The following is a 14,609-nucleotide window of genomic DNA, read 5'->3' on the forward strand; positions in this document are numbered from 1 at the left end:
AGACGCCTCCCGCAATATCTTCCGAACCATTTTCCGACGATAAATATGCCTCATCCCCTCTTGAGGCTCATAAGATGATCTCGATATTTAAAGTAGCAATTTCCAGGCCAGAGAAAGCGAATGTGACGACCTAAAATTAACCTACTGATATACCAGGTTGTTCTTCACACTTTCCCATAGAATGAGGCCGTGGGAGGGTCAAGCGTATCTGTGGATATTATGGTAAAACAATGACGGAGACCGAAAGGACAGCTAATGAGTTGAGATATTGACTAATTCGCTGTTATGGTTTTTCAATGACGATGCGCAAAATCTTCACATCACTGAGCCATCTGGTAAAAGCCGGTTATTTTCGGATGCCCAGCCGTCGCATATGATGATCGATTGAGTTTCGTGTCATGCCGAGAAGGATTGCAGCCTTCTTGATGCTACCGCGAGACCGCTCCAGTGCTTTGTTGATAAGTGCCCGTTTAGTTTCCTCCACCGCCTCGTCGAAAGAGCGAGCTCGCCCCAAGAGAATTGCCATTTCTGTGTCTCGGGAGGCTCCGGGCTGTTTTGAATCGGTTTTTTCAAGCCCGAGGTCCATCACGGTGATTTTCTTTCGGTCGCACAGAATGAGCGCCCTTTCCAGAACATTCTGCAATTCTCTTATATTTCCCGGCCAATTGTAGTCAAGGAGAGCGCTCATGGCAGCGTTGTCCAGGGAAGGCAGGTTCGTGAGTCCCATTCGTTCCCCCGCGCGGGAGAGCAATTCCCGTGCAAGTCTCGGCAAATCTTCCATCCGTTCTCTCAGAGGAGGAACGGTGATCGTAAGGACTGCGAGTCGATAGAAGAGGTCCAGCCGAAAACGTTCCTTTTCAATCTCCTTTACAAGGTCGCGATTGGTCGCAGCGAGTATCCTGGCATCTACAGTAATGGAGGTTTCGCCTCCGACGCGTGTGATAGACTGCGTATCCATGAAGGTCAAGAGTTTGGACTGCAGGGCCCATGGCATCTCTCCTATCTCGTTGAGGAGAAGCGTGCCTCCCTCAGCAAGTTCCAAAAGACCGCGCTTACGAGCCCGAGCGCCTGTGAACGCACCCGCTTCGTGACCGAAGAGTTCGGACTCAACCAGTTCCGGAGGCAGCGCTGCACAGTTGATGGAGAAGAATGAGCTTCCGGAGCGGCGAGAGTGGTCGTGCAGGAATCGAGCCCAATGGTCCTTGCCCGTACCGCTTTCGCCAAGAAACAGGACAGTACTGTCGCTTTCTGCAGCAAGGACCACCTGGCGCCTGGTTTCTTGAATCATGGCGGACCGGTAGCTCCGGGACGGGGGGGCTAGCCGTTCATCTTGCGCAGCCTTGCGTTCGCTCACGTCACGAGCGATGCCGCAGATGCCGAAGGTATTTCCCGAAGAATCTCTCAAGGGAAATCTGATGATGTCCAATGAAATGGGCCAGCCTTTCCAGGTGACCGTATGCTCCGTCTCGAACGATTCCCCTTCCAGGACCCGAATCTCCAGGCTGTTGGCACGCTCCGCGTAATGGGAATCCAGTGCCAGTGCATCGTCGGTCTTTCCCAGGACTTCTTCAATGGGTCTTTCCAGAAGTTTGAGGTACGCCGGATTCGCGTGAGTGTACTCCAATTTTGTGTTCTTGATAAAAAAGCAGTCTTCGGCTGCCTCGAATATGACCCTGAAGCGTTCTTCACTGGCTCTCAGGGATTCTTCCGTCCTTTTTCGGGCATCGATCTCTTGCGCAAGCTCGACATTTTTTCTGCGCAAAGCTTCGGCCGAGCGAGCTTCCCGCTCCAGGCGACGCTCCAACTCCTCGCGTTTTCGATCCGTGATATCTATCAACGACACAATGCTTTGAGTTGTTCCGGTTATGATTCCACCTGTCAAGAGCATGTGTTTGCACGTGCCCTGCTTGTCCGTCAGTTTGAACTCATATTGGACGGGAACAGCATCAGGATTTGTCCTTCGCAGTGCATGAATCTCTTTCATCCACTCAAGATCGTCTTCGGAGACCAGCTCTGTCCAGCATTTCTTTCCTTCTATCTCTTTCTTCGAATAACCTGTATCTTGCTCAAATCGTGCATTTACCATGGAGATCGTAGTATCTTCCTCACTGACCGCAATGGCGGTTCCTGTTGTCTCAAATATGGTTCGATACCTGTTTTCGCTCTCTCGCAGGCGTGCCTCTCGTTCCGCCAGTGTTCGCATCATGCCGGCAATGCTGGTACTCAGGAATTCAAACTCCACCAGACCGGTGTAGGATGGTGGAACTCCATCGCGCAAGTCCCGGATGATCTGGTTCACGGGGCGGCTCAGAAGACGATTCTCGACGATAATCAAGCCAAATGTCATCAAGAAGAGGAGTGCGCTGAATATCCAGTATAGCTGTTGTACTCTTTCGACCAGCGAGCTGTATGCAGCCGAATCGCGTGCGATAAGGATGCGCCAGCCCCAGGGTTGAAAGTCGAAGGTGTACGCGAAATAGTGTTTGCCGGCGACAGAGCGGCTTATCAAAATATTCGTGTTGTTAGCGGAGGATGCTGCCGAACGGAGTTCTTGGGCTTCTTCCGTCTCCATCAAGATCTCGCTTTTAGAGTCATTTCGTTGGCATATGATTCCTTTAAGCCTGAACTTCTCCAAGTAATCCTCTACATCGCCCATAGTCAGCGCTTTCTTGATTCGCACGGCTGTGGGGTCCTCCAGCTTGCCCGACTGCATAAGCTCCTCAAAGCAGCGATTACAGTTCCCGAAGATCTCACGTGAAAACGATTTCAAATCCTCTTCTGCGCGTTCTCTGGCAAAGAAGTTGATCATGTCTGCCACAAACAAGTGGAGCACCAACCCAAACAGTGTTACCAGCAATAATATCGGAGCTGCCACTCGAAAGGCGAGCTTGCGCAAGATCTTCATGGCTTCGTCTCCGGAGGGAATAGGAGTGGAGCAGTGCGCAAAGTTTCGGGCCAAACTATTCTTTTGCGACCATTCTGCCACTGGACGATGATCGGACGCTGGCGCACCTGAACTCCAGCTTCGTCAACGCCGTATCTTCCTATCAGGGTGACAGTATCAAGGTTGGACAGGACTTCTCGGACTTTCTCCCGATCCATGCATCCAGCTCGCGATATTGCCTCAGCAAGGATAACTCCGGCGGCATAGCAGTTCGCTGCATGGTACGAAGGATCGCGCTTGTATTCCCGGCGAAAGGAGTTCAGGAATTCACTTCCGCCAGGAAAAGAACTCCCTATTTTTGGATCCCAGATGCAGCATCCCAGAGAATAATCAGCAAGATCGCCCAGAACCTTGCAATATTCGTCCAGGGCAGGACCCATCTGAGCGAAAAAGATCCTTGGGGTCCAACCTATCGAGGCAAGAGCTTTTCTGATCGCCACTGCGTCATGAAAGTATCCCCACACTAAGATCGCATGGACCCCGGAATCCCGAGCGCGACGGAGTTGTTCCCCGATGTCGGGCATGCTAGCGGTTTCCAGGGACACAACTTCCAGTCCAAAGCGGCGGGCCCACTTCTCTGCGTCCCGGGGTGAACCTAGCTGCATCAGCGCATCATTCACCAGGATGACCAGGCGCGTCACATTGGATTCGGCCATCAGGGTGAAAATGGCTTTGGTCCACCGCCGTTCCGGGGTGGTTACACCAAAGGCGTATTTCGGCCCCGAGTCCCAGACACTCTCAACCGAGGTGACCGGCAGCAACGTCGGATAACGGTATTCTTCCAACAATGGGATCACCGCCTTGGAAATAGGACTGGAATATGGACCGAAAACGAAATCGAATTGCCCACTTGACAACATCTCGCGATAGATCGTCGCGGCAGTCTCGGGATCGCCTTGGTCGTCATGAATGACGAGATCTATCGGCCGCCCTAATATTCCTCCTTCGCCGTTCTGGGTCTTGGCCCAAAGCCGTAACCCGTCCGCACACATCCCCCCGAGAGGCGCGTAGTCTCCCGACAGAGCGAAAGATACGCCGATCCGAACAGGGTCAACCGCCCAGACCGGGCACGCCCAAAGACGGAGCAGTGCCGCCAGGACCAATAGCGGTGCAGATAATCGCAAAGTGAGTCTGCGCAAAATGTTCATGGTGCGCTCTGCGGAGGGAATTGCAGTCTTGCGGAACTGAGAGACTCAGGCCATACCACTCGCTTGCGGCCATTTTGCCATTGATAGATGACCGGGCGCTGGCGCACCTGGATTCCCGATTCATCTACGCCGTATCTCCCGATCAGCGTAACCATATCCAGGCTGGACAACATCTCGCGAATCTTCTCGCGATCGATACCTCCTGCCCGAAGTATGGCCTCTGCTAGGATAACTCCTTCGGCATATCCATTCGCGGCAGGGTAAGATGGGTCGCGATTGTATTCCCGGCGAAACGAGTGCAAGAATTCCATCGCGCCGGGGTAAGAGGCCGCAACTTCTGGCTCCCAGACACCGCATCCCAGAGAGTAATCGGCGAGATCTCCTAAAACCTTGCCGTATTCCTCCAGGCTGGGGCCGGCCTGAGAGAGAAATATTCTGGGGGTCCAACTGACCCTGGCCAAAGCCCTTCTCACGGTAACAGCGTCGTCAAAATACCCCCAACACACAAGTGCTTGGGCGCCGGCATTGCGAGCCCGGCGGAGTTGTTCCTCAATGTCGTGTTTGTTCACGGTTTCCAGGAAGAGAATGTTCAAGCCAAAGCGGTCAGCCCATTTCCGAGCATCCCTCGGTGAGCCCAACCTCATAAGCGCATCGTTCACCAGGATGGCCAGACGATTCAGACCGGACTCCGCCGCTAGCGTGAAAACAGCTTTGGTCCAATGCCTCTCCGGGGTGTTCACTCCAAAAACGTACCGGGGGCGAGAGTCCCAGACGCTCTCTATGATGGTCAGGGGCATTAGCGTGGGATAGCGATATTCTTCCAGCACAGGAACCACGGCCCTGGAGATTACGCTGGAATACGGCCCGAACACGAAGTCAAACCGTTCACTTGACAACATCTCGCGATAGATCTTGACCGCTGTCTCGGGATCGCTGCGGTCATCATGGATGAGGAGATCCACGGGCCTACCCAGTATTCCGCCTTTAGCGTTTTGTTTATTTGCCCAAAGTTGGAGCCCGTCTGCATACATCCTGCCCATGGGAGCGTATCGACCGGTGAGACCGGCGGACACTCCGATCCGAACAGGATCGAGGGCCCGTGCTGATCCCGCGGCCAGGCACAACGAGGCCACGAGAAGAAGCATCACTTTATTCCCAAGACGCATCTGAACCCTCCCTGGTACAACCTCGCGAGACAATACCGGATGGTCAAGCTATTTGTGACCTGGCTTGATTCGTCAGTATAATTCATGTCGGTAATTTCACCAAAGTCTTCGGCAAAAATCGGCACTGAGAAAATTGTCCATACACGAGGAAACGGAAGAGACAAGACGAAATACTTATTTGAGTAGCAGTCAACCAGGAAGACCCCATGTGTCTGGAAGATAGGGAAACAAGACCCTACGAATGCTAATTGTGAGTAATTACTACATACATATTGCCTCGAAGATCGTTGCATCGGTCATCGACTGTCCCATAATCACGAAGACTCCTAGAAGTGTGCAGTATTAACATTGCATCGTGCCAAGAGATGTGTTTCTTCAGACATTCTGGCACGACACGTGCATGCGGTCAGATAATCTGTTCGTCCTGGATATCGGCTGCCACGAGGCGAACGGTCTCGGGAGTTTGGCTCAGGTTGACCGAATTCCGCCGGTCAAGTATCGTAATGGAGCGAAAGAACGACGTTGTGATTCCGCGTTCTCTGCCTTCTCTGTCATGACCCTCTTTTTGCGCGGGGTGCCAATGAACGTCCGGGGTTGCCCGGAATTTCGAAACGGATACGTCTCATGTTTTCCAGCATTCGATCGAAGCTTATCGCCATTTTCATCTTTCTCATTGGGCTTCCGTTGTTGCTGTCGGGCTATTCCGCTTACGAAGCTGCCTCTCGAGCAATTTTGGCGCAGACTGAAGAGCAACTTGGCAATCTCGCTTTGAAGACCGCACAACAGATCGATAGCTTTGTTGACGGTGCTCGAAACGAGATCCGGCTCTTGTCCGATTCTCCGTTCATTCAACTGTCTTTTCTGCAATATGAGTTCGGTCAGCGTTTGGATACGGTCCGACGCTTACTGAATGATTACGTCAAAGAGCACGCTCAAGTGAAGAGTATCGTTCTTGTGAATCTTGAAGGAGTGCCCATCCTGTCCGTACCTGCGGAACCGCCTGTGGACGGACAACTCCCCCCACCCGGCGAATGGTTCCGGGCTGTGCTGAAGAAAGGGCAGTATCTCTCGGACTTGCCCGTTAATTATGACCTTTCAAATTCCACGCTGTATCTGGCACAGACCGTACACGACTTCGAGGATCGGACGAGCCCCGTTGGAGTCATCATCTTCAACATTAGGGCCACTGCCTTCACTGACTTTGTATCATCCCTCAAACTGGGTCTCGGAGGCTATGGGTTTCTCATGCATCGTGACGGTCATGTGATATACCACCCGGACGCGCGGTGGCTCAATGGTAAGGAATATCTTGAAAGTGGAGATACCCGCTTAGAAAAACAGATCAGTCGCATGATGATGGGCGAAAAAGGATTTGGCGATTATACGTTCGATCGCGAGGAAAAGTATTTCGTGTATACTCCGTGCCGCACGCGAGACTGGAGCGTTTGCATTAGCGTCTTGAAGCCTGAGCTGATGGCCGATGTTGTCAAACTCCGCAGGCAGATGATCGCTTTTCTGGCTGTGGTCATCGGCATCAGCGTTCCGATCTCGTACCTCTTCATCCGCGGGATCACGCGGCCGGTGAAGCAACTGATGGAAGGGGCAGGTGCCATAGCCAGGGGAGATCTGGATCAGACGATAAACATAAGGTCCAATGACGAACTGAAGGCATTAGCCGAGGAATTCAACCTCATGGCCAAGCAGCTCAAGACGAGCATGGGACAAATACTCGAGCTCAAGGCCTTCAATGAAGATGTGCTCAGGAGCGTGTCCAGTGGGATCATTACCGTCGATCGCTACTGCAATCTGACTTCGCACAATAGCAGCGCGGAGACAATCCTGGGGGCACTTCCTGAGGAAGACGGGAAGGATCGATGGGAGGACGCTCGAGAAGTCATGGAGCTGCTGAAGATAACGCTGGAGAGTGGTGCACCGATTCAGGATCAGGAGTTGACTCTGGTGCGAGGCAATGGTGCAAAGAACATCCTCGGGGTGAATACGGCGCTCCTCAGAGATGGAGCCGATCAGATTGTCGGTGCAATCGCCGAGATACGAGATATCACGCGGCGCAAAGGCGTAGAAGAGCAGATGCTGCGCATTGAGAAACTGGCGTCCTTGGGTGAGCTTTCCGCTGGTGTTGCCCACGAAATACGAAATCCTTTGGCAGGAATCAAAACGAGCATGCAAGTCCTCGCGAAAAGGAGAGGAACCGATGCGGAGCGAATGCTGATCGACGGCGTATTGGATGAAATCAATCGACTGAACACTATCGTCACCGACTTACTGAAGTTTTCTCGTCCTTCACCTCCTGTGTTCGTCCCCTCGGATCTTCGCGTGATCCTGGAGAAGACGGTCGATCTTGTGTGGAAGAGTATGCGAACGTGCGACATCGAGCTTGAGCATCTCCACGAAGAAGGATTGCCGCAGGTCATGATCGATCGGGAACAAGTGCAACAGGTATTTCTCAATCTGTTGCTCAACGCGATCAAAGCTATGAAGCAGGGAGGCAAACTCGCGCTTGTCATGAAACAGGTTTGCGATGAGGCTGCAGAGCCTTTCCCAGGGGGAGACGAGCCGGCCTGTTTCGAGACATCGTCGTATGTTCAGGTCGAGTTTATCGACACCGGATGCGGAATTAGTGCCGAAGATCTCCCCAGAGTGTTCGATCCTTTTTTTACGAGCGACCCGAGTGGCACGGGATTGGGATTGTCCATTGCGCACAAGCTCCTTGAAGAGAATAGGGGGACGATTTCCATCGAGAGTGAGCTGGGGAAGGGGACACGAGTAATTATACGTCTGCCCGCCGGAGGAGGACCCTCATCCACAAGTAGATCGTAGAATAGCGAACTGTGCCAAGGAGAGCATCATGTCGCCGGATCGGATATTGATCGTTGATGATGAAAGAGTGTTGCGTCAATCGCTTAAGATAGACCTGGAGGAAGACGGGTTTGAGGTCGAGATTCTCGGGAGTGGTGAAGAGGCAATCGAGCGTCTCGATGCCATTCAGCCTCATCTGGTGCTCCTGGACTTGAGGTTGCCGGGCATGGACGGCACGCAAGTGCTCGAGGCGATTCGACATGAGCATGAAGATCTCCCTGTCATCATCATGACTGCGTACGGCGACACTCAGACCACGGTCGAAGCGATCAAACGTGGAGCTGACAATTTCATCAACAAGCCGTTCGAGCTTCATGAGTTGAAAGAGCTGATAACGAGAGCACTGGAAAGCCAAAAGCAACGACGCGAGTTCGAATACCTCAAATACCAGCAGCGCCGTTTGCATCGCTTCTGCGATTTGGTGGGTGAAAGTCCTAAAATTGTATCGATTTACGAGAAAATCGAACTGCTCGCGGAGACTGATTGTACTGTGCTCATTCGTGGCGAAAGCGGCACGGGCAAAGAACTCGTGGCAGGTGCAATCCACTATAAGAGCAGGCGAGCAAAAGCACCGTTGATGGAAATCAACTGCGCCTCTCTGCCGGAATCCCTGCTGGAGAGTGAGCTTTTCGGATATGAGAAAGGGGCATTCACCGACGCCAAACACAGAAAAAACGGGCTGTTTGAGCTCGCTGACGGAGGCACCATTTTCCTGGATGAAATAGGCGAAATGCCGCTCTCCATTCAGGCTAAGCTTCTGCGGTTTCTGGAAAAGAAGCAGTTCAAACGGCTCGGTAGCACTGAGGACCTCAAAGTGGATGCCCGCATTATCGCCGCGACGAATAGAGATCTGGCCAAAGCGATCTCCGACTCTGCGTTTCGGGAAGACCTCTATTATCGGCTCAATGTCGTCACCCTAAATCTGCCGCCGCTGAGGGAGCGTACAGAAGACATCATTCTCTTAGCGAACTATTTCCTGAACGAATTTTGTCGAGACATGGGAAAAGCGCAGTTAACGTTTTCCGATGAGGTCACGGAATTACTTCCTACGCTCCCGTGGCGTGGAAACGTTCGGGAATTGCGAAATGTCATTGAACGGGCTGTCATTTTCGCGAAAGGCACTACCATTACCAGGGATCTGCTTCCTCAGGAGATGAGGAACTACGCACCAATGAAACCGATGGACTTTGTTCAAAGTGCGCGCGAAACGCAGAGTCTTTCCATTGAAGATGTACTTGCCCAAGTGGAGCAAGACATCATCGATGACGCCCTCCGACAGACAGGGGGAAACATGTCTCGTGCAGCGAAATTGCTCGGAATCAGCCGGTTTTCTCTCATTCGGCGTATCGACCGGCTGCGGAAAGACCATAGCGTGACATAACTACCCACGGTTAACCACGTGAAAGGATCGACGATGAGCCCGCTCTCCCGCAGATGTCCGTTGACGGCCTGGCTGCTTCTGAGCTCCCTCTTCCTGGCGCTTCCTGCTCAGATCGCACCTAATTGCCTTGCCGAAGTCAACAGCGGGAGGAAGCCTGTGATCGCGACGATAACCTGGCGTGGGCAAACGGAGGCTGAGCGCGGCTTTATTGACGGTTTGAGAGAAAAAGTTCATGAACCGACCATTCTCACATTCGATGCAAATCAATCTCGTGCGGCCGTGGAAGAAATTCTCGAATCGCTTGGGAGTCGGCACATTGATTTGATCTACGTTTTCGGGACTACCGCGACCCAACTCGTTCTGTCCAGGGTCAAGAATATCCCCGTAGTCTTCAACATTGTCTCACGTCCCGTGGCCTCGGGAATTATTGCCGACAGGCAACGATCAGGTAACAATGCTACAGGAGTCAGCCTTGAAATACCCGTGCACCACCAGTTGAAAGCCTTGAAGAAAGTAGTCGATTTCAGAGTATTGGGGGTCATCTACAACCCACGGGAACTGAACTCCGTGATTCACACCCGGATGGTCAGGGATCTGGAAGTACCCATGGGATTTCGTCTCGAAGAATTTTGCATTCGCAACGCGACAGATATCCCTCGTGTATTGGGAGATCTGAAGGGGAGGGCAGATGCTGTCTACATCCCGGCAGATTCATTCTCCATATCCTTTGGGAAGGAAATCATGACGCTGGTCAACGGCTTCAACATCCCGTCACTGAGCGCCGCTGAAAGTATGGTTCCGGAGAATGGAGTACTGCTGGCACTCGTGCCGGATTACTATCAGTTGGGTCGAATGGCTGCCGAAAAAGGTGCTCGTATTCTGGCCGGTGACGCTCCGGGAGAGATTCCCTCCTCCTGTCCTGAATATTTCCGAATGTGGGTCAACATGCGGACCGCACGTCAGATCAACATCCAGATTCCTCTCTCTCTATTGATGATAGCTGACAAAATAGTCCGATGAGCGACGATTTCTTCTGGGTTCTGGGTTCATAATACAGAACCAGCTACCGAATGAACCCCAAAGATTGCCAAGCTTGGCTTCAAGAGCAGCCTGCATGGTGTACCCCATCCGACTTTTATCGTGGTCATCAAGCCATAGTAATTGCCAAAATTGATGTCCGATTGAGGATGGGAGTATTGGTGGGTGCCGGCCTCCGTGCCGGCACATCTTCAATATGATCAATGATATCGATAGAATGGACCGGCAGGGACGCCGGTCCCTACCAATATCCTGTAATTCACACGCGGGATAAACGACAGAATTTTTGGCACTGACTATAACTCTCATCATTTCCGATTATTTTCGCTTTGGCCAACATCCGTGGGGTGAGCGACAAGTTCGGGTCTCAGAACTGTTCGCTTCGCGCACACCTTACGTGTGCGGACATCGCACAGTGTCATCACCGAGATTTCCTCTGTGTTACCCGAAGTAAGATGAGCCACTGCAAAATAACGAGAGAAAGTTCATCTGTCCGGTCTGGCATAAATCTTGATGTCAGTATGGCGAATCCGAGACACCGAGACAGATTGGCATCAATGGCCGAATCCGAAAGGAGAGATGACATGGAGCATGGTTCCCAGGTGAAAGGTGGCTGCAAAACGGGCCGGCGCGACTTCCTCACACTGATGACAGGCTTGGGTTGCGGCATGATCGTGGGCCATCCAGCAGGCCTTTGGGCTCAAACGACGCGAAGGATCTCAATTGCCACTGGTGGTATGGGAGGCGTCTATTTCCCGATGGGAGGAGCTATAGCCGCTGTGATCAGCAAACATCTGCCAAATGTGGAGGCTACCGCCGAGGTCACGGCTGCATCGGTTGACAACTGCAAGCTCGTTGAAGCGAAACAGTCAGATCTCGGTATTGTCATGGGTGACGTGGCCTATGATGCATTTGCGGGAACCGGCAAATTCAAGAAGAAGCTTTCGCTCCGGAACATCGCGGTACTTTACCCGGGTCTCCTGCACGTGGTGACTCTGGAAGGAAAAGGAATCAAGAACATTGCGGACATGAAGGGCAAGACCATCTCCTCCGGTGCGCCGGGGAGCGGGACAGAGATCATGGCTTTGCGAATCCTCGAGGTAAACGGGATTAACCCCGAGAAAGACGTTAGAAGAGACAGACTCGGCGCATCGGAATCCGCGGGAGCCCTGAAAGACGGAAAGATCGATGCGTACTTCTGGACGGGCGGTGTGCCAACCGCTTCTGTGCTCGATCTCGCTTGTTCCCCGGGAGTGAAGATGTGTGTCATCCAACATGGGGACTGCATCGAGAAAGTGACGTCGAAATATGGGCCTGTCTATTACTCGGCAACCATTCCGAAGGGAATATACTCCGGTGTAACCGAGGACGTTCCTGTGGCTGCAGTCGGCAATATTCTTGTCGTACGTCAAGACATGGACGAAAAGCTCGTTTACGACATACTTACCACCATGTTTGACCGCAAAGACGAACTTGCGGCAGTGCACAAAGAAGCCGAAGGCTTTAGCGTCAAGAATGCGGCAACCGGTTCTCCAATTCCTTATCACAAAGGCGCGCAGAAGTATTACAAGGAGAAAGGCATCGAAGTCATGGCATGACCATCCATCTGCATAACAGGCGTAGAGTGGTGTTGTTGTGTATCTGCCTCTCTGCAGTACTTCTTCTGGCTTGGGGACTGCAAACGAATCTTCAGGTGGTTGAGATAGGAGATTCAGGCCCGTCACTACTTGTCCGCAATGGAAACCTCTTCTGTCATGAGTATACCCACTCCATGTATGGGGCGCAGGTAGTTGAGAAGTTCAGAATTGAAGACGGTCACTTCAGAATATTTCACGTGATGACGCAAAGCGATGCAGTGCTTGAATACTTCGCAATAGAGAAGCGTGGCGAGCACAATGTGGATGGGACATTCCAGAAATTCAGCATCCCAGCCGCAAGCATCGGAAAACATATACTGAAATTGGAGGATTATGAGCTGTCATTGGATAAGCCTGAGCAAAAAGGCGGGTCTATCCATGTGAAACTTCTACAGGTCCCTTTCTGGGCGTACGCAGCACGCCTGATTCGGAGATAGCCAATGGAAGACAAGAGAAGCAACTGGGTCACTGACGAACAGTTGAAGAAGGTGGAAGAAGTCATCGAGAAAGAAGAGGGCGTCACGAGAAAGCCAAGCCAGTTCTGGAGTATTGTCATCACCGTCCTGGCAGTGGCCACTTCGCTCTTTGCCATCTACTGCGCGGTCGGCACTGTCACGACACAGATCCTGCGCGGAGTGCACGTCGCGCTGATTCTGACGCTGATTTTTCTCTACTACCCTGCAACAAAGGCATTCCGGTCAAAAATCACCTTGCTGGACCTTGTTCCGGCCTTCCTGGCCCTCACTTCGATCGCATACATGTTCTTTGATTTCGAAGAGTTCATCTACCGCAGCGTCACGCCGGAGCTCTGGGACGAAGTATTCGGAATAATCCTCATTGTCGTTATCCTCGAAGCGACGAGAAGAACATCGGGCTGGATCATGCCCATCACGGTAATACTTTTTCTGGTTTACGCATACGTCGGGCCGTCGCTTCCGGCTCCTTGGACTCACCGCGGGTATGACATAAGCCGAATTGTGGGACACATGTACATGACGCTCGAGGGCATCTTTGGCGTTCCAATCGATGTTTCTTCCACATTCATCATTATGTTCACCATTTTTGGAGCATTCCTGCAGACGTCCGGTGCCGGCAGATTCTATGTGGATTTCGCATTCACAGCCATGGGGAGGAAGCCCACAGGGGCAGGCCGGACGGTTGTTCTCGCTTCATTCTTCCTCGCGGGGGCGTCCGGGAGCGGCGTGGCCAATACGGTCACGGTTGGGTCCGTCGCCTACCCCATGCTCCAGAAAGCGGGTTACGATAGGGAAAATGCCGGGGGATTCCTGGCTGCCGGAGGAATCGGCGCCGTATTGACACCGCCGGTCATGGGAGCAGCCGCGTTCTTGATCGCGGAGTTTCTGAAGATTTCGTACCTTGACGTCATCAAGATGGCCTTCATTCCGGCGTGCCTCTACTACTTTGGATTGCTGCTCATGATCGAATTCGACGCGCGGAAGTTCGGCATGAAGCTCGTGGAAACGGATGAAGTGTACGATCTCAAGACGCTCACATGGAAATACGGATTCCACTTTCTGCCTCTGGTGACCATAATAGCCTTTCTGGTTGCCGGCTACACGCCGTCCATGGCAGTCTTCTTCGCTATCCTGACGTGCTTTTTTGCATCTTTTTGCCGCAAAGAGACCCGGTTCACTCCTGCAAAGCTCGTCCAAGCACTCAAATTCGGCAGCATCGGCGTGCTCAATGTGGCCGTGGTGTGCGCTTGTGCGGGTATCATCGTCGGAGTAGTCAGCCTCACCGGGCTTGGCCTGAAACTATCGACCATCATCATTACCTACGCAGGAGGCAATCTGATACTGACCGCTATATTCACCGGTATCTTACTGTGGATACTCGGCCTTGCGGTCCCCATCACCGCAACGTACATCATTGCGGCCGTGATCGCTGCCCCTGCTCTGACGAAGCTCGGAGTGCCCGATTACGCGGCACATATGTTCATCTTTTACTATGCGGTGCTGTCAGAGGTTTCGCCTCCTACGGCCTTGTCTCCCTTTGCGGCCGCAGCTCTTACCGGCGGAGACCCGTTCAAGACGACCATGATGGCCTGGAAGTACACTATCGTGGCTTTTATCATACCCTTCATCTTTACCGTTCATCCGTCCGGGCTGGCCTTGCTGCTGAAGGGAACCGGAAGCGTCTTCGATATGCTTTGGACGCTGGTCACCTCATTCATGGGAGTCTTTGCCATCGCTTCTGCTGCATCGGGCTGGCTGCTCACAAGAACGAGGCTTATGGAACGCGTACTCCTGGTTGCCGGTGGTCTGAGTCTCATTTATCCCTCTGCGTGGGGAGATGTTGCAGGGCTTGCTCTCATGGGTCTCGCTCTCATTTCGCAGTTTATGGCCAGGAGAAGCCACGTGCTGGAGCCTGATTTGGAAAAAGCATAGAATTGACAGT

At 52.6% G+C, this 14,609-nt stretch carries 9 protein-coding genes; 6 read left to right on the forward strand and 3 right to left on the reverse strand.

Annotated elements, in window-relative coordinates; translation table 11 throughout:
* Window positions 1–346 precede the first annotated feature (346 nt).
* The 3 genes from DESTI_RS28395 to DESTI_RS04065 are packed head-to-tail and all read right to left on the reverse strand — an operon-like array spanning window position 347 to window position 5,258.
* The gene (locus DESTI_RS28395) at window positions 347–2,905 is read right to left on the reverse strand and encodes a sigma-54-dependent Fis family transcriptional regulator (protein WP_014808696.1); all 2,559 of its coding nucleotides are present in this window, start codon (window positions 2,903–2,905) and stop codon (window positions 347–349) included.
* A complete protein-coding gene (locus tag DESTI_RS04060) occupies window positions 2,902–4,092 on the reverse strand; it encodes an amino acid ABC transporter substrate-binding protein (protein ID WP_014808697.1) in 1,191 nt (396 codons plus the stop codon). Before DESTI_RS04060 ends, DESTI_RS28395 begins: the two co-directional genes overlap by 4 nt.
* A complete protein-coding gene (locus tag DESTI_RS04065; RefSeq protein WP_014808698.1) occupies window positions 4,089–5,258 on the reverse strand; it encodes an amino acid ABC transporter substrate-binding protein in 1,170 nt (389 codons plus the stop codon). Before DESTI_RS04065 ends, DESTI_RS04060 begins: the two co-directional genes overlap by 4 nt.
* Window positions 5,259–5,882: 624 nt before the next feature.
* On the opposite strand from DESTI_RS04065, the gene DESTI_RS04070 reads away from it, so the two are divergent.
* The 6 genes from DESTI_RS04070 to DESTI_RS04095 all read left to right on the forward strand — a co-directional run bounded on the left by DESTI_RS04070 (window position 5,883) and on the right by DESTI_RS04095 (window position 14,599).
* Entirely contained in the window at window positions 5,883–8,096 is a 2,214-nt protein-coding gene (locus tag DESTI_RS04070) for a PAS domain-containing sensor histidine kinase (RefSeq protein ID WP_014808699.1), read from the forward strand.
* A gap of 28 nt (window positions 8,097–8,124) precedes the next feature.
* On the forward strand, window positions 8,125–9,516 hold the full coding sequence (locus tag DESTI_RS04075; RefSeq protein WP_014808700.1) for a sigma-54-dependent transcriptional regulator: 1,392 nt from the start codon (window positions 8,125–8,127) through the stop codon (window positions 9,514–9,516).
* Between the two features lie 33 nt (window positions 9,517–9,549).
* Window positions 9,550–10,536 carry an ABC transporter substrate-binding protein gene (locus tag DESTI_RS04080; RefSeq protein WP_014808701.1) on the forward strand — a complete coding sequence of 329 codons (987 nt, stop codon included), beginning with the start codon at window positions 9,550–9,552 and terminating at the stop codon, window positions 10,534–10,536.
* Between the two features lie 602 nt (window positions 10,537–11,138).
* Window positions 11,139–12,152: a TAXI family TRAP transporter solute-binding subunit gene (locus DESTI_RS04085; RefSeq protein WP_014808702.1), complete on the forward strand. Its 1,014-nt coding sequence runs from the start codon at window positions 11,139–11,141 to the stop codon at window positions 12,150–12,152.
* Window positions 12,149–12,628: a hypothetical protein gene (locus tag DESTI_RS04090; protein WP_014808703.1), complete on the forward strand. Its 480-nt coding sequence runs from the start codon at window positions 12,149–12,151 to the stop codon at window positions 12,626–12,628. Before DESTI_RS04085 ends, DESTI_RS04090 begins: the two co-directional genes overlap by 4 nt.
* A gap of 3 nt (window positions 12,629–12,631) precedes the next feature.
* Window positions 12,632–14,599, forward strand: a complete 1,968-nt coding sequence (locus DESTI_RS04095; protein WP_014808704.1) for a TRAP transporter permease — start codon at window positions 12,632–12,634, stop codon at window positions 14,597–14,599.
* Window positions 14,600–14,609: the final 10 nt, after the last annotated feature.

The organism is Desulfomonile tiedjei DSM 6799 (assembly GCF_000266945.1).
GTDB classification, from domain to species: Bacteria; Desulfobacterota; Desulfomonilia; order Desulfomonilales; family Desulfomonilaceae; genus Desulfomonile; species Desulfomonile tiedjei.

Coding starts and splice junctions, on each gene's coding strand:
- DESTI_RS28395 (WP_014808696.1), bottom strand. CDS start 2,905: ATGAAGATCTTGCGCAAGCTCGCCTTTCGAGTGGCAGCTCCGATATTA.
- DESTI_RS04075 (WP_014808700.1), top strand. CDS start 8,125: ATGTCGCCGGATCGGATATTGATCGTTGATGATGAAAGAGTGTTGCGT.
- DESTI_RS04070 (WP_014808699.1), top strand. CDS start 5,883: ATGTTTTCCAGCATTCGATCGAAGCTTATCGCCATTTTCATCTTTCTC.
- DESTI_RS04090 (WP_014808703.1), top strand. CDS start 12,149: ATGACCATCCATCTGCATAACAGGCGTAGAGTGGTGTTGTTGTGTATC.
- DESTI_RS04085 (WP_014808702.1), top strand. CDS start 11,139: ATGGAGCATGGTTCCCAGGTGAAAGGTGGCTGCAAAACGGGCCGGCGC.
- DESTI_RS04065 (WP_014808698.1), bottom strand. CDS start 5,258: ATGCGTCTTGGGAATAAAGTGATGCTTCTTCTCGTGGCCTCGTTGTGC.
- DESTI_RS04095 (WP_014808704.1), top strand. CDS start 12,632: ATGGAAGACAAGAGAAGCAACTGGGTCACTGACGAACAGTTGAAGAAG.
- DESTI_RS04060 (WP_014808697.1), bottom strand. CDS start 4,092: ATGAACATTTTGCGCAGACTCACTTTGCGATTATCTGCACCGCTATTG.
- DESTI_RS04080 (WP_014808701.1), top strand. CDS start 9,550: ATGAGCCCGCTCTCCCGCAGATGTCCGTTGACGGCCTGGCTGCTTCTG.